Origin of the sequence: Desulfomonile tiedjei DSM 6799, assembly GCF_000266945.1 — a bacterium.
Classification (GTDB): domain Bacteria; phylum Desulfobacterota; class Desulfomonilia; order Desulfomonilales; family Desulfomonilaceae; genus Desulfomonile; species Desulfomonile tiedjei.
This window is the reverse complement of record NC_018025.1, coordinates 4,410,742-4,430,172: the sequence shown is the minus strand read 5'-3', so window position 1 is coordinate 4,430,172 and position 19,431 is coordinate 4,410,742. Positions and strand designations below refer to the sequence as shown.

20 protein-coding genes and 1 tRNA gene are annotated in these 19,431 nt (G+C 49.9%); 9 read left to right on the top strand and 12 right to left on the bottom strand.

Going from position 1 to position 19,431, the window contains the following annotated elements; genetic code table 11:
- Positions 1–21: 21 nt before the first annotated feature.
- From ybeY to DESTI_RS18835, 3 genes are read right to left on the bottom strand one after another with little or no spacing between them, the layout of a single operon-like run.
- The gene (gene ybeY / locus DESTI_RS18845; RefSeq protein ID WP_014811558.1) at positions 22–471 is read right to left on the bottom strand and encodes an rRNA maturation RNase YbeY; all 450 of its coding nucleotides are present in this window, start codon (positions 469–471) and stop codon (positions 22–24) included.
- Complete coding sequence (locus DESTI_RS18840) at positions 374–2,857, bottom strand: HD family phosphohydrolase (RefSeq protein WP_052316071.1); 2,484 nt, start codon at positions 2,855–2,857, stop codon at positions 374–376. The genes ybeY and DESTI_RS18840 overlap by 98 nt, the downstream gene beginning before the upstream one ends.
- Positions 2,858–2,862: 5 nt before the next feature.
- Positions 2,863–3,861 carry a PhoH family protein gene (locus tag DESTI_RS18835; protein ID WP_014811556.1) on the bottom strand — a complete coding sequence of 333 codons (999 nt, stop codon included), beginning with the start codon at positions 3,859–3,861 and terminating at the stop codon, positions 2,863–2,865.
- 177 nt (positions 3,862–4,038) lie between these two features.
- Here DESTI_RS18835 and DESTI_RS31105 point away from each other — a divergent pair, with 177 nt between their 5' ends.
- Both DESTI_RS31105 and mazG read left to right on the top strand, forming a co-directional pair.
- Positions 4,039–4,194, top strand: coding sequence for a hypothetical protein (locus DESTI_RS31105; RefSeq protein WP_169316386.1), 156 nt, complete (start codon positions 4,039–4,041; stop codon positions 4,192–4,194).
- Positions 4,175–4,993: a nucleoside triphosphate pyrophosphohydrolase gene (gene mazG, locus DESTI_RS18830; protein ID WP_014811555.1), complete on the top strand. Its 819-nt coding sequence runs from the start codon at positions 4,175–4,177 to the stop codon at positions 4,991–4,993. The genes DESTI_RS31105 and mazG overlap by 20 nt, the downstream gene beginning before the upstream one ends.
- 268 nt (positions 4,994–5,261) lie before the next feature.
- On the opposite strand, the gene DESTI_RS18825 is transcribed toward mazG, so the two are convergent.
- From DESTI_RS18825 to DESTI_RS18810, 4 genes are all read right to left on the bottom strand, one after another.
- A complete protein-coding gene (locus DESTI_RS18825; RefSeq protein ID WP_014811554.1) occupies positions 5,262–5,699 on the bottom strand; it encodes a hypothetical protein in 438 nt (145 codons plus the stop codon).
- Positions 5,700–5,745: 46 nt separating this feature from the next.
- Positions 5,746–5,964 (bottom strand): FmdB family zinc ribbon protein, encoded by a 219-nt coding sequence (locus tag DESTI_RS31810; protein ID WP_014811553.1) that lies wholly within the window; start codon positions 5,962–5,964, stop codon positions 5,746–5,748.
- Positions 5,965–6,049: 85 nt separating this feature from the next.
- Positions 6,050–6,337: a hypothetical protein gene (locus tag DESTI_RS18815; protein WP_157212205.1), complete on the bottom strand. Its 288-nt coding sequence runs from the start codon at positions 6,335–6,337 to the stop codon at positions 6,050–6,052.
- A gap of 231 nt (positions 6,338–6,568) precedes the next feature.
- Positions 6,569–6,823: a hypothetical protein gene (locus tag DESTI_RS18810; protein WP_041286330.1), complete on the bottom strand. Its 255-nt coding sequence runs from the start codon at positions 6,821–6,823 to the stop codon at positions 6,569–6,571.
- 104 nt (positions 6,824–6,927) lie between these two features.
- On the opposite strand from DESTI_RS18810, the gene DESTI_RS18805 reads away from it, so the two are divergent.
- From DESTI_RS18805 to DESTI_RS18790, 3 genes are all read left to right on the top strand, one after another.
- Positions 6,928–7,629 (top strand): phosphoribosylanthranilate isomerase, encoded by a 702-nt coding sequence (locus DESTI_RS18805; protein WP_014811551.1) that lies wholly within the window; start codon positions 6,928–6,930, stop codon positions 7,627–7,629.
- 461 nt (positions 7,630–8,090) lie between these two features.
- Positions 8,091–10,481, top strand: coding sequence for a DUF3536 domain-containing protein (locus DESTI_RS18800; RefSeq protein WP_014811550.1), 2,391 nt, complete (start codon positions 8,091–8,093; stop codon positions 10,479–10,481).
- 472 nt (positions 10,482–10,953) lie between these two features.
- Positions 10,954–12,276, top strand: a complete 1,323-nt coding sequence (locus tag DESTI_RS18790) for a DUF362 domain-containing protein (protein ID WP_014811549.1) — start codon at positions 10,954–10,956, stop codon at positions 12,274–12,276.
- Between the two features lie 17 nt (positions 12,277–12,293).
- On the opposite strand, the gene era is transcribed toward DESTI_RS18790, so the two are convergent.
- Positions 12,294–13,193, bottom strand: a complete 900-nt coding sequence (era, locus tag DESTI_RS18785) for a GTPase Era (protein WP_014811548.1) — start codon at positions 13,191–13,193, stop codon at positions 12,294–12,296.
- Between the two features lie 54 nt (positions 13,194–13,247).
- Here era and DESTI_RS18780 point away from each other — a divergent pair.
- Positions 13,248–13,340, top strand: a tRNA-Ser gene (locus tag DESTI_RS18780).
- A gap of 145 nt (positions 13,341–13,485) precedes the next feature.
- On the opposite strand, the gene DESTI_RS18775 is transcribed toward DESTI_RS18780, so the two are convergent.
- On the bottom strand, positions 13,486–13,794 hold the full coding sequence (locus tag DESTI_RS18775; protein WP_014811547.1) for a hypothetical protein: 309 nt from the start codon (positions 13,792–13,794) through the stop codon (positions 13,486–13,488).
- Positions 13,795–13,922: 128 nt separating this feature from the next.
- Positions 13,923–14,546: a dTMP kinase gene (gene tmk / locus DESTI_RS18770; RefSeq protein ID WP_014811546.1), complete on the bottom strand. Its 624-nt coding sequence runs from the start codon at positions 14,544–14,546 to the stop codon at positions 13,923–13,925.
- 480 nt (positions 14,547–15,026) lie between these two features.
- Between tmk and lexA the strand changes: the two genes are divergently transcribed.
- Both lexA and dinB read left to right on the top strand, forming a co-directional pair.
- Positions 15,027–15,638 carry a transcriptional repressor LexA gene (gene lexA / locus DESTI_RS18765; RefSeq protein WP_014811545.1) on the top strand — a complete coding sequence of 204 codons (612 nt, stop codon included), beginning with the start codon at positions 15,027–15,029 and terminating at the stop codon, positions 15,636–15,638.
- A 9-nt stretch (positions 15,639–15,647) separates the two neighbouring features.
- Entirely contained in the window at positions 15,648–16,802 is a 1,155-nt protein-coding gene (gene dinB / locus DESTI_RS18760) for a DNA polymerase IV (RefSeq protein WP_014811544.1), read from the top strand.
- Positions 16,803–16,899: 97 nt separating this feature from the next.
- Here dinB and DESTI_RS18755 read toward each other — a convergent pair whose 3' ends face one another.
- Together DESTI_RS18755 and DESTI_RS18750 are read right to left on the bottom strand one after the other, a co-directional pair.
- On the bottom strand, positions 16,900–17,505 hold the full coding sequence (locus tag DESTI_RS18755) for a 50S ribosomal protein L25 (RefSeq protein WP_014811543.1): 606 nt from the start codon (positions 17,503–17,505) through the stop codon (positions 16,900–16,902).
- A 63-nt stretch (positions 17,506–17,568) separates the two neighbouring features.
- Positions 17,569–18,513, bottom strand: a complete 945-nt coding sequence (locus DESTI_RS18750; protein ID WP_014811542.1) for a ribose-phosphate pyrophosphokinase — start codon at positions 18,511–18,513, stop codon at positions 17,569–17,571.
- 263 nt (positions 18,514–18,776) lie between these two features.
- Between DESTI_RS18750 and DESTI_RS18745 the strand changes: the two genes are divergently transcribed.
- Positions 18,777–19,382: an XTP/dITP diphosphatase gene (locus DESTI_RS18745; RefSeq protein WP_014811541.1), complete on the top strand. Its 606-nt coding sequence runs from the start codon at positions 18,777–18,779 to the stop codon at positions 19,380–19,382.
- The last annotated feature ends 49 nt before the right edge of the window (positions 19,383–19,431 follow it).

Below are 19,431 nucleotides of genomic sequence, written 5' to 3'. Positions count from 1 at the left end.
GTTATGTAGATCTAGGCCCATTTATTCAGGCAGGGAAGGATAGAATTTCCGAAAGATTTCTTCCACCATTTGCTCCATAGTGAAGGCTTGCGAAGGCTCCTGGTGCTCGTACCCCACAAGATGGAGAATGCCGTGAATCAAAAGGTATAAAACCATTTCGTCATTTGTATAATTCAATGCTTGAGCATCGTCTGCAGCCCGATCGGCGGAAATTACAATATCTCCGAGAAGATGGGGATGTGCGGATTGTATTTCTCCTTCTCTCTGAGAAAACGAGAGTACATTCGTCGGTCCCTCTTTCCCGCGATACTGGAAGTTCAGTTCAGCCATTTCCGGATTGTCTACGACCGCGATGGAAACCACAGTGTCGGCATTACAGCCCAAGTCTTCTAATATTCTTTCCGTTTTCTTCTGTAGTTCTTGCAGGTCGATTTCTATCCTTTTCTGGCGATTGTTTATGAGTATCTCCATTCGTGCGTTCCTGAGGCAGGGCTTCGGGAGGATAGTCTATGCGGGAATGCATTATTCCCTGGAGAGCCCTTACGAATGATTTTGTTATTGCGTGAATATCTTTCAGCGTCAGCGTCGATTGATCGAGCTGTCCCTCGGAGAACAACCCCATAATGAGCGTTTGAACACGTTTCTGAATCCGTGCCGGAGTCGGGTCCGCCAGAGTCCTGCATGCAGCTTCTACTACGTCAGCAAGCATGACGAGCGCCGCTTCTTTCGATTGGGGGCGCGGTCCGGGATAGCGGTACTTGTCCTCATTCACGGTTTGATTCTTGTCTGCTCGTTCCAAGGCTTTGTTGTAGAAAAACTTGATAAGGTTGGTCCCGTGATGCTGCTGAATGATATCAACGATGGGAGTGCCAAGCCTATGCTCCCGCGCTTTTTCCACGCCGTGTTTCACGTGCGCAACCAGGATCAGAGCGCTCATACTTGGTTCCAGTTTATCGTGGGGATTGTATCCCCTTTCCTGGTTTTCGATGAAATACGATGGCTTGGCTTTCTTGCCCGCCTTACCGATATCATGGTAATACGCGCCGACCCGTGCGAGAAGCGGATTTGCTCCGATCAACTCTGCTGCTGCCTCAGCCAGACCGCCGACCATAATCGAATGGTGGTACGTGCCCGGAGCCAGCAGTGACATTTCTTTCAGGAGCGGATGGTTGAGATTCGCGAGCTCCAGCAGCTTTACATTGGTGACATAGCCCAGAGGCTCCAGCAAGGGCGCCAGACTTGATACAAGAAGTCCGGATACCAGGCCCCCCAGAAATCCCAGACCTATGTCATAGAAATCCATCACTGACTCAAGCTTGCCCAGCGCCATTTTGATAGCGAGGATGGACACCATGTTCACCAGCCCGACCACCAAACCTGCTCTCAAAACGGAAGTGCGATCGGTAATCCGTGACATTCCGTGGAGTCCCACAATGCCTGAGATGAAATAGAACGCGAAGAGGTAGATGTCGCCTTCAACCGCCAAAGCGGAAGTCACCGCAGCGAGGGCCGCAAAGATAAAAGCGATTCTCGCATCCGCCATAAGTGCCATCAACATGGACCCGGTCGCAACTGGAGCGGCATAGGTGATCGTTCTGGCACTAATGGTTTTGTCGGCTGCTGTCAGCATGGGAGATAGTGACGAGACAAATCGGACCAGGACAATCGTACCGATCAGCAGCAAACAGAACAGAAGCAGATCGTCGGTTGCATGATTTGTTCTGTCCAGGTGCTTTTCCGAGAAATATAAACCCAATCTCAACAGGAGAACGAGAATCAGACAGAACCCTGCCACAATCATGTAACGGCTGTATACGGGGTTCTCTTTGTTCAAACCGGCAAGCTTCTTCAGGTGACCTTCGTTGACCGGCTCACCTTCTTTAATAATGGGCTCGCCTTTAGGAATCTTGAACGATACGTCTTTGACGGCAGCAAGTGCCTCCTGTCTGAGCTGCGCACTGCGTTCTCGGTTGGACGTAATGTTCACATTCACCAGATCCATCGCCAGACGCCGAATGGTTCTGGAAACTGCGGAATCACGCGACGGATCCTGCTCTTCGACATTGATAAAATTGACCGCTTCTTTCAAATCGAAAATCTGGGAGAGATCCTTGAGCGGTTCAAGTTTTTCTCTGTTCTTGACTTTTAAGAGTATGCCCGATTTTCCGTCTCTCATGACCAGATCCCGGCTCAGAACAATGCCTTTCATGAGAACCGGGACTACCAATGATTTCAGATCCCTCTGGATTCTCTGGTTGAAACCGTGAGCTTTGAGCACTGCAAAACTGGAGGGCGACACATTCGCTCCAAGGAGATTCTCAAACCGTGTCCTCAGCGTGTTTTCATCCAACACCTGGAATGGTCTTTGTTTCGGTGCGGCAGTGACAGGTTCTCCGGGAGAGCCTGCAGAACGCTCCTTGGATTTTTCTATCTCCTTGGACTGATGGATCGCTTCAGCTTCCAGGTATTCCGACATGAAATTGAATGCATTGGTGATGCGGGTCTGTACATCGTGAACCATTTCTTCATCAAAGTCGTACACCGGGAGAACTGATTTGATAACGTCATCTTTGTACTTCTGAGTCGCGGCCTGATCCACGACTTCGAATGTGAGGGGAGAGATAATGGTCTCAGGGGCGGTTTCACCGACAGTGAGGTTGTACACCCGGAAAGATTTCGGTGCGATCATTAATGCCGCGAGGAGAGATGTCCCTACTATGATAGCCCATCGCTGCCATTTGGGTTCGGAAAAATTGTGCGCCCATTTAGGGAGCCTTTTCTCCAGAGTTTTCCGCAGCGTGGAGAGCCGATCTTTGATTCCTTCGGATGACGGTTTTTTTTGCTGAGAATCTGGCATTTGCATTATTTCCGGGTTCGACCTTCGGAACCGGAGGACTTCATTTCGTACGCCTTGATGATCTCCTGAACCAGTGGATGTCTCACAACATCTTGATCGGTAAACGTTACAAAAGCAATGCCTTCTATATGACTAAGAATTTCTCGCGCTTCTACGAGGCCTGATCTGGTGCCTTCGGGAAGATCTATTTGCGTTACATCGCCCGTAATTACGGCTCTTGACGAGTACCCGAGGCGGGTCAAAAACATCTTCATCTGCTCTGAAGTGGTGTTCTGAGCCTCATCGAGTATCACAAAGGAATCATTCAAGGTTCTTCCTCGCATAAAGGCTAGAGGCGCCACTTCGATGTCACCGCGTTCTATCATTTTCGAAGCTTTTTCAAAATCGATCATGTCGTGCAACGCATCGTAAAGAGGTCTCAAGTACGGGTTCACTTTTTCGTACAAGTCTCCCGGCAAGAAACCGAGTCGCTCACCGGCCTCCACCGCAGGCCGTGCAAGTATGATTCTTCGTAATTCCTTTTTTGTAAAGGCCGCCATGGCCGCAGCCATTGCAAGGTACGTTTTTCCCGTTCCTGCCGGGCCTATTCCGAAAACAATGTCATGGGTGAGAATCGCCTTGACATACTCTTTCTGCATGATGGTTTTCGGGGTAATCGGCCGTTTGCCGGGTGACGTGAAAACTGTATCCCGCAGAAAGTCCTTAATCTTGGCGTTCGGATTCTGATCGAGCAAACGCACGCTCTGGCTGATGTCAGCCGGATTTACAGGATATCCTTCTCGAGCCATTGAGTAAAGCTGTTTGATCAGCCTTTCTGCCAGTTCGTCAACAGGCGAGTCCCCATAAATACTGAGGGTGTTACCTTTGAGAGAAATGCTGACCCCTAAACATTTTTCAATGTACTTGATGTTCTTACTTAATTCCCCGACAAGCGCCTGGAGAGCCCCGATATTGTCGAAACTAACGCGACGGGGCGACCGCTGGCCTTGCTCCACGGATTGCATTTCCAAGAAGCCTCCATGTGCTCCTGAACCAACATGTCTTCGTGGCCGGCGGTTCCGGTCACTGATTGAGCCTCTCAAATTAGACTTTATCAGCATTCAAAATTCTGAGAATAATATCATCTCTTCTGCAAAATAATCAATGCCAAGCTCTTGAACCGCAAATATCGGGAGTATAGAGTGAGATTACTTACTCCTGAGGACAATCGGATAACGATCTCCGGGGCAGAAGATCTGCAGCATATAGCGAATATCCCGGCGCTTTATCCGCATTCCGGCAGGAAGATAATACAGAACCTCTTCCGGGAACATCACGATGAAATCAGAATCTCTTGACGAAGCTTCCGCCGCTTTTCAAAACATGCTCAAACTGATCGCGACCCTTCGATCTGAAAACGGCTGTCCGTGGGACAAGAAACAGACTCCTGCAACATTTCACCCTTATATACTCGAAGAGTATCATGAACTCGTTCAAGCTATGGAAACCGGTTCCGCGCATGAGATCTCGGACGAACTCGGGGATCTATTGTTCCTGGTGGTCTTCACTGCGTACATGTTCGAACAGCAAGGAACGGCCACACTGAAAAACATCATGCAAGGCGTCATCGAGAAAATGACGCGAAGGCATCCGCATGTTTTTGGCGATGCACAAGCCAGAACCGCCGGAGAAGTAATCGAGAATTGGGCGAAAATCAAAGCATCGGAAGAGAATATTAAACATCGAGAATCTCTCCTGGACGGCATTCCACGATCTCTACCCGCTCTGAATCGCGCTCAAAAACTGGCACGCAGAGCGCAAAGAGTGGGATTCGACTGGACACGCCCGGAGGAAGTGTTTCAGAAACTAGATGAAGAATTGGCTGAGTTAAAAGAGGCAGTTCAATCAGGAGATTCCCGGCACGTGAAGGAAGAACTGGGAGACCTTCTGTTTGTGACGGTAAATGCTGCCAGACATTTGGACGTGCACAGTGAATCTGCGCTTCACAGCACCTCGGACAAATTCGAGCGACGCTTTCGATTTATTGAGGAGAAGCTCAAGGAACAGGGCAAGTCTTGGGATCAGGTCAATCTCGCAGAGATGGATGCATTATGGGATGAGGCCAAAGAGCTCGAAAAGAAACGTCTTGGAGCATAGACGCTGTCTATGGCAATTGGCATCACATAATTTCTGACCTTTTGAACACCTTCCTTTTATAAGGAACGGTAGGGTCCGGCGTCGCTGCCGGACCGAACTCGTCGATTTATTATGAAAACGTGCCGGCACGGAGGCACGGCATCCTCCGATTTTCGAGAAACGCTTTTGGCAATCGGACAAAATTTCAGACACTTGCAGTAAAAATCGGAGAGGAATTCACAATCCCTCTCCGATTTCTTTCACTTTCATTGCGAAATCATGAAGCCAATCAGGTCACCGGTCCCATGTCGGGAATATTGATCGTATGCAAACCGGCCTGTTTCTGAATGACAAGCTCAAGACTATCATTCCGTATGCCGAGAGAAAGAGTTCCCTCGCCTGAGGGGCCTTCCAGCCCGACCATTTCCCTCATCAACTCCAATCCCCTTGCGATAACGTGAGGGGGAGCCTGGGGAAGCGTGTAGGTGGAGTCCGCGTACACGGTGACTCCTTCGTCTTTCTCCACCGCAAATCGAGCAGCGCGCTCTTCAATTGCATCGAGCAGTACTAAAGCCATATACTTCAGTGGGGCTTCGTCTACATCTGTGCCGGGTTCTTCGTTCCAGCCGGCTCGTTCCCAGGATTTGAGCGCTTCCCGGGGATTCGTTTCCAATTGGCAATCTATCTGCTGTTGTAACCGCAGGTGCGGATTTTCGGTGTCCATCATCGATGCAGACCTCCTTTCGGTATTCGAAACGGAAGCATGTGCAATTTCAATGACATGTTGCGCAAGAAGTGGCCGAACAACCGCTGCACCCGGATTTTCCCGTTCCCGAAGTCTTGAAATCCCCTGCAGCACTCTTGAAAGTGCAGCAAGACATCATTCTGTGAACCTCTCCTCCACATTTGGGACATGACACTACGTCACTCCCAAAGACCAGCTTCTCAAATTCAACCTGGCATTCGTCGCAGCGGTACTCATATATTGGCATAAAAGAAATTCCTCCTTGTCCGTTTCATCATTCCAAGATGCGCTTCCGATAAAAAAGTTGCAACCCGTTTATAAGATAAACGTCGTCAGTTTTCCTTATCGGTTGGGATGTCTTTATATAGAATAGTGTCTCCGGATGGAAAAGTCAGGGTGCTGCCCTTTTTGGTTTCAACATAACGAGCCGGTTTCAAGACATTCTTTTCAGCAGTCTGCGTATCGATTCGCGGGCTGTCAGGATTGATCAATTTCCAGGAGGTCTTTCCATCCTCATATTGCAGAAGCATGACTCCAGTGGGAGCGACCTGAACAACGCGTGCAGCCCCTGCTGTAGCGAGCTTGCCCGCGCAGCCTGCCATAACGGAGAGTGAAAACATGCAACTGGCCAAGGTAAAATATTTTAAGACTTTGTGCACTCTCGTTTGCCTAACTATTTAGGATTCCGTCTCTTTTAGCATGAAATGCAAAGGTACGTCAATCGAAATGGCAAAGACAGGTCATCTCTCGAGTACCAAGTTATCTGCTAATGTGGCTCCAAATAGCGTCGATTGACATCCGCGATATCGAGAATTCTAGAATTACCAGTCCCAGAGCAGGATAATTCCGTTCTAGCGAAAGCCCCCGGATGTGCAGCGTCCAAGTATCGCTATTCCACCTTCAACACAATTTACCAGCCAGTTTCCGCTTCCGTTTGCGCAATTTCCTGCACCCACATTGCCGCCAACAGTACATGCCGCACCGGAGTATCCGGTATTGCAGTTGCCCGAACCATGCGTCGAGCCGGTCGAACAGGCTGCAGATGCTTCGAGATTGGGACCGAACTCGATGAGCCTGGGACGTTCGTATGTGGCTTTTTTTGACATAGATGGCTTGAATTATGTTTTTTTGTATTCGATAACATATCCAACAATCCTTTTTGTGTCCAGGCTTTTCCGATTACAAGACCGGACTCTGTAAGGGCTTTCGCATGATAAAAGGCCAAATTCTGAACTGGTGTCCGATAGTGCAAGTAGCAGGTGTGTCGACCGTTGAAGAGGCTCTGTTCTGCCACGAATGCGGGGTGAATTCGGTAGGCTTTACCCTGGAATTGCCACACGGGCTCCATGACGATTTGAATGTGGAGAAAACCAAGTGCATAATTCGGGATCTTCCCAGTGACTTGCTGCCCGTTATTATCACCTATCTGAATCGAGCCGATGCAGCTATTGAGCTGCTGTGTAAAACCGGAGGCCGAGCAATTCAATTTCATGGGGAAATTTCCGACCATGAAATTCAGCGTTTTCGGGAACATCTTCCCCACGTAATGAGCATAGGGAGGATAACCGTAAACGGAGATTCTTCTCTGCAACACGTTCCACGGTTCCAGTCTCCGCTTTGGGACGCAATTATTTTGGATTCGCTCGATCCTGTGACCGGAAGGATTGGAGCAACCGGCAAGACTCATGACTGGCGTCTAAGCGCTGAAATAGTGCGCATCGCTTCCGTCCCGGTAATCCTGGCCGGAGGACTCTCCCCTGAGAATGTGCGAGAAGCTGTGCTCACCGTCCGTCCGCATGGGGTTGATGTCCACACAGGTGTTGAAAATCCGGACGGCTCCAGAAACTTTGACAAAATCAGACGATTTGCGAGTCAGGCACTGACCGCATTTCGCGACATTTCTGTCTGCTGAGAATTCTACTGAACCAAAGCCAATGCAGCGCAACCATTCGGTGAGCGGCCACTAAGAATTCTGCGCCCTGGAAGGGCGGCCCAATGGTAGCCACGGGGTGTCAACCCGTGGACAGCGGCGGCCCGTAAGCATAGTTCAACGACCCCTGAAAGGGGTCGACCAACAAGACAATAACTCTCAGATGTCGTTGGTGGACCCCTTCAGGGTCTTGAAGACAAAAGGACTAGCCATATCGCTTCCGTGGGTTTTGCACCCACGGCTACTCTTGGGCAGCCCCTATGGGGCTGCAGAAAGCTCTTCCACGCGTAACCGAATGGATACAGTGCAGCATTCATTTCTTGACCGGGAGGAACCGTATGGCTATTCTTTTGTTGCTTTCGTGCGGATTCGGGAGAGGGCGGCCCCATGAGAAATCTTTACGGCTGCAGACTGCTTGCCACGCATTCTTCTGAGATAAGTGCATGATAAGGAAATACATTTGCATTCACGGGCACTTCTACCAACCGCCCCGGGAAAACCCATGGCTGGAAAAGATTGAAATTCAACAATCCGCTCATCCTTTCCACGATTGGAACGAGCGAATTGCGTTTGAGTGTTACAGGCCCAACACGCAAGCACGAATTCTCGATCGGCACAGTCGTCTCAGAGACGTACTGAATAATTACGAGTACATCAGTTTCGATTTCGGGCCTACGCTGCTTTCCTGGTTGGACCGACACGATCCGGATACCTATCAGGCTATCCTCGATGCGGATGCAGCCAGCGTGAAAAAACGCTCCGGCCATGGAAACGCTCTGGCTCAAGCGTACAATCATATGATCATGCCTTTGGCATCGTCCAGGGATAAGTTTACTCAGATAATCTGGGGAATTGAAGACTTTCGCAGGAGATTCCAGCGTGATCCCGAAGGCATGTGGTTGCCGGAAACTGCCGTCGATCTTGAGTCCCTGCGGATCATGGCGACACAGGGCATCAAATTCACGATCCTTTCGCAAACTCAGGCGCAAAGATTCAAGCTGGCACCAAAGCATGAATGGGAGACTCTGCACAACGGAGCGATCGATCCCTCAAGACCGTATCTATGCCGATTGTCCAAAAAGCTTTCTATAGCGATTTTCTTCTACGACGGCCCGATATCCAGGGCAATAGCGTTCGAAAAACTGCTCGATAACGGAGAAGAGCTGAAAAACCGCCTTTTGAACGCATTCACAACAGACGACCGCCCACAGGTTATCAACATTGCCACAGACGGTGAATCCTACGGACATCATCATCGATTCGGTGAAATGGCGCTCTCCTATGCACTCAAAGAACTCTTCCGAAGGCATGACGTTCGAGTAACCAACTATGCAGAGTATCTTGCACTCCATCCGCCCAAAGCTGAAGTAGAAATAATCGAGAACTCGGCGTGGAGCTGCGCCCACGGGGTCGGTCGCTGGTCCGGCGATTGCGGCTGCTCCATTTCACAGAAACCCGAATGGAACCAGAAATGGAGAGCGCCTCTTAGAGAAGCTCTCGACCTTCTACGGGATCGGGCCGACTCTCTGTATGAAGAGCAGGGCAAAGGTATTTTCAAAGATCCGTGGGAAGCTCGTAACGATTATATCCAGGTCTTGTTGGAAAACCGCCCCAAGATTGGGCCCTTCTTCAAGAAACACGGGCTGAAACAGCTCAGGAAAGAAGACCGGATAAAAGGATTGCAGTTGCTGGAGCTTCAGAGAAACCGCATGCTCATGTACACGAGTTGCGGCTGGTTTTTCGATGATATCTCCGGAATAGAGAGCCTTCAGGTTCTCAGGTACGCGGCCAGAGCTATCCAAATCATCTATCCTTTCGATCCTGACATCCTTGAAGATTTCCTGTCCGTGTTGAAGAACGCTAAAAGCAATTTCAAACCCTATCCAGCAGGTGATGAAATTTTCCGGGACAAGATAATTACTCAGGTTTCGGGCTTGCCCAGAGTGGCTGCTCATGGAGCCATTCTTTCCGTTTTCGAGGATGTGCCCCCCAAGAAAAGACTGTACTGTTACGAAATAGCGTTGCACGACTTCACGAAAGAACAAAGCGGAGACAGGACCCTGCTGGTTGCCGCCATGACCGTACTGAGCAGGATAACCACCGAAAGTATGAAGCTTGCAGTTGCAGCACACTATTTTGGTGGAGTGGACGTCAGATGCTCGGTAACCGAGTACATAAGCGAATACCGGTACGCGGAGGCGAAAGAAGAGTTGCTCGAGGCGTTCAGAAGCCAATCCGTCACGGAACTCGGCCGAAAGATGGATCGTCATTTTTCAGAAGCATACTACTCAGCGAAAGATCTTTTCGTTGAAGAGCGCCGCAGGGTTCTGAACGCTATCACGGGCACGATGTACGAGGCAGAAGCCGGCCTCTTCGAAACGCATTACAAAAAAAACCGGGATCTTGCAAAGCTGCTCGTGGAGCAGGACGCTTATCTTCCCGACACTTTCGTTGCCGTGGCCCGCTTTTCCTTGAACAGAAGGCTGATCGAAGAGATTGACAAACTCTCGAATGGCAAATTCCCCGACGGGCTTGAAGCGATTCTCCAGGAAGCAGGATTCTGGAAGATTAACCTGGATCTGGGCGAAATCGATCGGCTGATACGAACAAGGATTGTGCAGTTAACCGGACAACTGCAAAAATCCAAGGGAAACGCTGCTGTCGCAGCAGAAATCATTGTGTTTCTCGATCTCTGTGAGCGAATCGAATGCCGCATTGAATTAGGCGAAGCCCAGATCGGAGTTTTTCGTATCCTGAAAAGTCTCGGGCATCGTATGCGCGAATTGCCTCATACGTTAGTGGAATTGGCGCATCGCCTGGCCGTCAGGCTTTAGAGCGATTTCCAAAAAATTCTGGCGTTTATCTTACGCTCCAATACAAGATATTGGTGGGGACCGGCGTCCCGAGGCTGTCTCAAAAGTCGAAATTTTTCCCAGATCGTGGCACGAAATTCTCATCATCTTCACGGCCTGATTGTAGGGGCGCCCCTCGTGGGTGCCCAGTAGTGACCGGCCTCCGTGCCGGTCATTGCGGGAGGGTAGGCACGAGACCTGCCCCTACAACGATGTCGAATCGTAGCACGATTTTCTGTAAATTCATTGATTTTGAGACAGTTTCTCCCTGCCGGTCCATTCTGTCGATATTATTGATCATATTGAAAATATGCCAGGACGGAGGCCGGCACCCACCAATTTTCGAGAAGCGCTTTTCGCAATCAGACAAAAATTCTGACATTTGGTATATAATTCAGCGGTATTTCATTCCCATTATTTTCCCGTAAGCAACAATAGTCTGAGGAGTTTCAGCGTGGCCAAACCTAAAGTAGCAGTAATTCGCTATGAAGAACCTTATGAATCCGTGCGCAAGGCGGTTGAACTTTCCCGGGGTCTCGAAGGTGTTTCTTCACGTTCCCGGGTTTTCATCAAACCGAACGTTGTCTTCTGGACCCGTTCGACACTTTTCCCCAAATATGGCGTGATTACCACCTCTCGCGTTGTTCAGGACATGGTCCGTATTCTTCGTGAACGCGGGGTGGAAGACATTACCATAGGCGAAGGCGGTGTCGTTTTCGATCCCAAAGATAAGGAGACGTCGTGGCACGCCTTTGAGAGCCTTGGATACAACGAGTTGAAAAAGCGGTACGGGGTAAAGGTAATCAACGTTCACGAACGACCGTTCCAGAAAATCAACCTGGATTCCGAAATCACGGTAAACGTGAATACAGATATTCTCGAGAGCGATTTCGTCGTGAATATACCGGTTCTCAAAACTCATGCTCAGACTAAAGTGAGCCTGGGAATTAAGAATTTGAAAGGCCTGCTCGATATAAATTCCCGGAAAAAATGCCACTCGATCGACCCTGGAAAAGATCTGCACTACATGGTGTCCAAACTATCGGATTGCATCCCGCCCGGATTCACTCTTCTGGATGGCATTTTCACGAACGAACGCGGCCCGGCTTTTGACGGGAAAATGAGGAGAAGCAACATCCTCGTGGCCTCTTCGGACACGCTTTCGGCTGATAAAGTAGGCGCAAGACTTCTCGGATACGAACCTTCGGACGTTCCGCACATAGCATTGGCCGCGACCGGAAGTGGACGAACTACCGATCTTTCGGATCTTGAGTTGTCAGGAGTCCCGCTGGAGGAATTGGCTCTCAAGCTGGAATACTCTTTCCCCTACAATGAAGACAACAGTCTGCCGCTGCCGATGAAGAAAATGGGAATCGAGGGACTCTCCTATTGGAAATACGATCTCACCATGTGCACCTACTGCTCGTTACTCACGGGGATAATACTCACCGCAGTAGCGTATGCCTGGAAAGGAGTTGCCTGGGACGATGTGGAGGTGCTGACGGGCAAGCTCATGAAGCCCACTCCCGGGAAGAAACATTCCATTCTTATCGGAAAATGCCTGTACGAGGCCAATAAGAATCACCCTGATATCGGCAAGATGATCACCATAAAGACATGTCCCCCGCGTCCTGATGCGATTTTGAAAGCTTTTCAGCAAGTAGGCATCGATCTCAATCCGGCGGTTTTCGAGCACATGGACCAGGCTCCGGGATTCTATTTACGTAAGTACGAGGGCAAACCGGAATTTGACGATTCCTTCTTCCGGGTGGAATGAGGAGTCTCGAACAGGTATCACATATATCCGAATTCCCGAAGCATCCTTTCGTTCTTGGTCCAATTCGGGGTTACTTTCACGAATAGCTCAAGGCGAACGGGAGCCTCAAGAAAGTCCTCGATCTTCTTCCGCGCGGCAATGCCAATCTGTTTGATCATTCTGCCGCCTTTGCCGATGAGGATCTTCTTCTGGCTGTCACGTTCCGTGTGCACATCCACATGGATAAGGATACGCTCGCTTTCCTCCTTGAATGATTCGACAACAACCGACGTTTTGTACGGGATCTCTTCTCCGGTCATGCGCGTTATTTGTTCTCGCACGATTTCAGCCACAAAAAACCGGACAGGCAAATCGCTGATCTCGTCTTCCGGGAAAAGGGCCGGTCCTGGAGGAAGCATTCTTATGAGAATATTCACCAGCTCCGTCACGCCGTCTCCATGCAGCGCGCTGATTGGCACGATTTCTTCAAATCGCTCGAGCCGGTTGAAGTTTTCGATTACCGGGAGCAATGCTTGAGGTTTCACGGTATCGATCTTGTTCAGCGCGAGTACCGCGGGAGTACGGGTTTTTCCGATCATATCTACGATTTGTAAATCTTCTCGATGAATCTCTTCGAGAGGTTCCGTAATGAGGAGGATGATATCCGCGTCTTCGAGAGTCTTTGCTGCTATGGCCACGAGCGCTCTGTTGAGCGGAGTCTTGGGATCGTGAATTCCTGGGGTGTCGTGCAATACGAGTTGTGCCTCAGGCATGGTATGAATCGCGGTTATCCGATTTCTCGTAGTCTGCGCCTTAGGCGTTACAATAGACAACTCCCTCCCCAGGATAGTGTTTACCAGCGTGGATTTTCCTACATTGGGCCTTCCCGCCAGGGCGACAATCCCGCTGCGAAACACTTGGGATTGCTCAGGTTCCATTGAAATCTCCTTGACCACGTACAAGCATATGGTTTAAGATGTGCGGATTGTCCAGGAGAGATGCCCGAGTGGCCGAAGGGGCGCGACTGGAAATCGCGTGAATGCCCACAAGGTGTTCCGAGGGTTCGAATCCCTCTCTCTCCGCCATCACAAAAAATCCGCCCGAAATAACCCACGTATTCTTCTGATTATATCATAGTAACAGAAATCGTTTCATGAGGATGTGATTTATCGAAGAACGCCGGAGGGAGCTGTATTTGTTCGTCCCCCCGACATTTGGATGTGAAACGGATTACCAGTCGTTGGAATTGTAGTTGGGAAGATTGAAGCTACGATGATCGCCGTAGTTCCATGCATACGGATGAGGCAGGAATGGATATTGAATATTGTTGATTCTCGCGGTGAACTTGTCCCAGCGGTATTCTTCTGTGCGGCTCTTATCGGGCTTGTCAAAGAAACGTTCCGCATAGTACCACATCCCGTGATACCCTGGAGGATAGTTGCGCACGAACCTGGAATTGTAATCTGCAGCCGACGCAATGCCGGAAACACACAAAACTCCTAACAGCATGAAAGCAAAGATGAATCGAATGGAGCGCATGATCTCTCCTTGCATGGCAAATCGTAATCCTTGATTTCATCATAACAGAAAAATAAGTATTTTGTCAACATGTTGGCGTCTAAAAATGATGTAAAAGTACCTAAAAAATACGCAACTTATTAAATAGATTAAGCGCTAGAATTCGTGAATGCAAGCCGCAAATAATCCAAAATCTCTCGATGTATCTCCTCAGGTGACATGCTTGCGTCAATCTTTTTCACATGCGAATCATCCAAAGCATCGTATATCGCCGCGACCCTTTCAAGGTTCGCCTTTGCTTCAAATATGGTGAACGCCTCTTTTCTCCCCTCACAAATCCGAGAAAGCGCTTCGTCAACCCCGATACGAAGCAAGAACGTAACATCCGGTTCCAGGGCGAAGGTGCGATTCTCTTCCAGAATTTGTCGTGGGTCGATTCCCCGGGCACCCTGGTACGCAACAGATGAATACACGTACCTGTCACAAATCACGGAAATGCCATTCTTCAACGCAGGAGCGATGACGCGGGAAATATGATCCTTGCGATCCTGAGTAAAAAGCTGCCTTTCTTCCTCAGGAGAGGGACGAGTCCTCAGGGTTCGAATAAGACACCCTATGGGACCTTCAGACGGCTCTGCAGTGAGAATGACAGGAATATCAGCCTGGTGGAGCTTGTCAGCAAGGAGTCGAGCCTGCGTCGATTTACCAGAGCCGTCGATTCCTTCAAAGACGATGAACCAGGGCTTTTTTCTGAGGTGCATAAATCTCGGCATTTTCAATCCATTTCGGTGAGATTACGGAACATTATGTACGAGCGATCTGACTTTCGGGCAACCATTCAGTTAAGAGCGGGCACTAGGAATTCTGCGCCCTGGAAGGGCGGTTCAACGGTAGCCACGGGTGTCAACCCGTGGACACAGACACGCCCATAACCCTGAGTCAACGACCCTGAATGGGTCGCCCAACAGGCAATGATCGCAGGATGTTTTGGTGGACCCTTCCAGGGTCCTCGAAGCAAAAGGTTTGCCTTGCTTTTTCCGTGGGTTTGCACCCACGGCTATTCACGGGCAGCCCCTTCGGGGCAAAGACATCTGTCCCCCGGGTAGATCAATGGTCACACTTTCGGAACAAATTCGTTTGACTTTCGGTTTATTTTCATATAATCTCCATCTTGATTCCCGAGAGAATCACACAAGCGCTTCTATTTGGTGAAAGCGGATCATGTCCGATTTCGAACCTTAACGGCGACACAAATGCAGACACTCACGAAAAAACAGAAGATGGTGCTCGATTATATCCGAAAATTCATCGAGGAATTCGGACATGCACCGAGTTATGAAGAAGTTGCACGCGGAATAGGTCGATCGTCTCCTTCTACCATACACGCGCATATAGAGAATCTGAAAGCAAAAGGTTACCTCACGAAAAAATGGAACGCAAATCGTTCCATCGATCTGACATCCGAGGAACAGGTTGCTCAGGTGGTCGAACTCCCGCTTGAAGGGAGAATTGCAGCAGGAATACCTCTCGAAGCAGTCCGGGACACCGAAACCATCAGCTTGCCTTCGGATATGCTGGGAAGACACAGCGCATTCGTACTCCAGGTCAAAGGAGACTCGATGCAGGACGATCATGTTCTGGATGGCGATTACGTCATTGTCGAGAAAAGGCCGACTGTCAGGAACGGGGATATGGTAGTGGCTCTGGTGAGGAATTCCGAAGCGACTCTGAAACGTTTTCGACGGGACGGGTCGAAAATACGGCTTGAACCGGCGAATCCGGCGTACCCGGTGATGATTTACGATGAAGAGGAGATTTCCATTCAAGGAGTAGTAGTCGGCATTCTTAGAAAATATGCCAGATAGGCTTCTCAGATGCAGACAGAAAGGCTCATTCTCCACATCGATGCCGACGCGTTCTTTGCTTCGGTGGAACAAGCGCTGAGGCCTGAGTTAAAAGGGTTGCCGGTGATCGTGGGCGCATCTTCCCGAGGGGTGGTCTCAGCAGCATCGTACGAGGCCCGGAGATTCGGTGTGCGTTCTGCAATGCCGGTGACCCGAGCGAGAAGATTGTGTCCGCGCGGGATCTTTCTGGCGCCGAATTTTTCTGCGTATAGTCTTTTCTCCAGACAGATGTTTTCCATAATCAGGGAATTCTCTCCACTCGTCGAAGTCACCAGTGTGGATGAGGGATACGTGGATCTCTCGGGAACATTGCGATTACACAAAGCGCCTCCCTGGGAAGTCGCTCATCGTATTCTTCTCCGTATACGTGGAACGCTCGGAATTAATGTGTCCGGAGGTCTGGCTTCCAACAGATGTTGGGCAAAACTTGCCGCAGGTATCGCGAAACCGAACGGATTACTCTTTCTTGATTCACCCAATGCGTTCGTTCTCATGCAGCATCTCCCTGTGGAATCCATTCCTGGAGTGGGAGCACGCGCTGAAGCGATTCTCAAGCAGGCGGGAATTCATACATTGAGCGACCTTGTGTCGGCAGGGAAACAGGATGTTCGTGCTCTCCTGGGGAAATGGGGCGAACGATTGGTCGAAATGGCTCAGGGCGGAGAGGGCAGGCCCATCGAGCCGGATTCGGACGACATGCAGAAATCCTATTCCAAGGAGCGCACTCTCGAGAAGGACACCATCAGCCGCAAACTTATAAGATCCATGGCCCGGGAGCTGGGAGAAAAACTGGCAGCACGACTGAGATCTGAAGGAGTAGGGGCGTCTACTGTTACCCTGAAGATCAGGTACTCGGATTTTACGGACATCAGCAAAAGTCTCAGCAGAAGTCACCCCATGAACACGAATGGTGAAATCCTCACAACTGTAGATGAACTACTGGCAAAACTTTTGAAGAAAAGTGCGAGAGTACGTCAGGTCGGAGTCAAGCTTTCAGGTATCGGTTTGCCGATTTTTCAGGAAAACCTGTTCGATGCTGGAAGTGAAGTTCGTATCCGCAGAGACCGTGCTTTGGACGATATCCGCAGCAAATTCGGATTCGGATCGGTAATGGTATCCGGGTGAGTGGGACTTTCTTCACAAAAGGAAAGTCCCACTCAAATGTTGTGATGCAAAACAGAATTTGAAGAGAATGGAAGCAGAGAACAAGGAGGAAACAATACTATTCGGCTTTTTCCTCTTCGGGCTCCTCAGGCTCTTCTTCTTTCTTTGGAGCGGTTACACTGGCAAGAGCAACTCCTGCTTCAACCACTGCGCTGACACCTTCAGGAAGGGTAATTTCCCCGACATGGATGGAGTGTCCTAAATCGAGACCGGAGACATCGACGACAATAGCTTCCGGGATATTGCCGGGCAAACAGGATACGCGGATTTCTCTCGTGGTAATAAGGAAGTCGCCTCCTTTTTCCAAGCCAATGGGTTTGCCCTCGAATTCCACCGGGATAGCCATTTCAATGGCCTCGTCCATGAGAATTTCCTGAAAATCCAGGTGCAGAATTGTCCCGTCAAACGCGCGAATCTGGCGTTCCTTGATAAGTGCGCTTCGGGTGAAAACTTTGCCGTCTCCCTTTATCTGCAAATCGAAAAGAGAAGTACTCCCGGCGCGTTCATAAATCTTCCTGAATTCATGTTCATTTAATGAAAGGCTAATCGGTTCGGACTTCCTGCCATATAGTGTTGCAGGTATTTTTCCGACTGCCCGCAATCTTCGGGCCGGTCCTTTTCCTGTTTCCGTTCGCTTTTCAACCTCAATAAGAACTTTGTTCATCATTTCCTCCGGCATGCTTGCCGGGTTTTCTCAATCCACTTCCCGGCGACACGTGATCTTTGTTTAAACGAAAAGTTCCGAGACCGAAACCTCTCGGTGTATTCTGCTTATTGCTTCACCAAGCAAAGGCGCTATGGATTCTGTCTGCAACTTGGAACAAGCAGCCAATTTTTGATGAGTCGGTATTGTATCCGTAACATAGAGTTTCTTGATGGGGGACTGATTGATCCGGTCAACCGCGCTTCCCGACAGAACAGCATGAGTCGCACACGCGTAGATGTTCCGTGCTCCTGCATGTCCCAGAGCAACGGCGGCTTTGCAGAGAGTCCCTGCCGTATCTACCATGTCGTCGAGAATAATTGCGTCTCTTCCGCTCACATCGCCGATGACGTGCATGACATCGGACTCGTTCGGCTTAGACCGGCGTTTGTCTATGATCGCGAGGTTGCTTCCCAGCCTCTTTGCAAAAGCCCGGGCGCGCTCCACACCGCCCGCATCAGGGGACACCACAGTGCATTCGCTGGTGGTAAGATCCGTTTTAATGGCTTCTGCCATGATGGGGCTCGCATAGAGGTGATCCACGGGGATGTCAAAGAATCCCTGGATCTGCCCTGCATGCAGATCGATGGTGAGCACGCGATCGGCACCTGCGGCTGTGATGATATCTGCAATGAGTTTTGCGGTGATGGGTGCGCGACTGGCTACTTTCCTATCCTGCCGAGCATATCCGTAATAGGGCATCACTGCCGTCACTCGACTGGCGGAAGCTCTTTTCAGAGCATCAATCATAACCAGAAGTTCCATGATATTATCGTTTACAGGGCAACAGGTGGATTGAAGGACGAATACATCCATTCCCCTGACGTTTTCACGAAATTCCACCTGAATTTCGCCATCGCTGAACGAAGCGACCATAGCTGCGCCGAGCGGGATACCCATATATCTCGTAATAGCGTGTGCCAGATCCAGATTCGAATTTCCTGAGAAGATCTTGAGTCCTACCCTCATGGCGGATTCCTCTGGGACGCGAGATTGCTTAAACCATTAATACTAACTGCAGCCCTGTACTCTGTCAATAAAAAACCCAGACCTCCTGTAATCATTCAGTTATGCACGGAGGGGACTCCCTGGCAAAAATGTTTGCGGTTCGCTCCGCTCATCAGCATCCTATGACACTTCTTTTTTTGATGCCTATGGGAGGATTCCACGATTTACATTCTCGAGAACCGAGCATAAAAAAGGTACCGCGAATCTACTGTTTTGAGGTGCTTATGACGAGCGACACACACATTCTCATTGCGACTCGGAATAAGGGCAAGGTGAAAGAGATACGAGACCTGGTACAGGGTTTACCTATAGAATTCCGATCCATGACTGATTTTCCGGATCTCCCGGACGTTGAAGAGGACGGCGTTACATTCGAGGAGAATGCGCTGAAGAAGGCTCGAACTCTCTCTCGGGAAACAGGACTGATTACCCTGGCGGACGATTCGGGGCTCTGCGTCGATGCTCTGGACGGTCGGCCCGGGGTGCTTTCCGCTCGATACGGCGGGGAGGATTTGTCTGACGAGGAGAAATGCAGGCGTCTGCTCCATGAAATGGATGGAGTACCTGACGAGCTTCGCACGGCGCGCTTTGTGTGCGTCATGGCTCTTGTAGACCCGAACGGAATGGAACGCACCTTTGAAGGTGTTTGCGAGGGAAAGATTATCCATGAGCTTCGGGGATCTGAGGGGTTCGGGTACGATCCCATTTTCCTGTACGAGGAAGCAGGACAAACCTTTGCGGAAATGGACCGAACGGCAAAAAACAGAGTGAGCCATCGTGGAAAGGCATTGAAACAGGTTGGGGATTTCCTGCATCATAAATATCCGTGAGTTGAGAATCGGAACAGCAGAGATCTTCTTGCTGTTGCGATTTTTATCT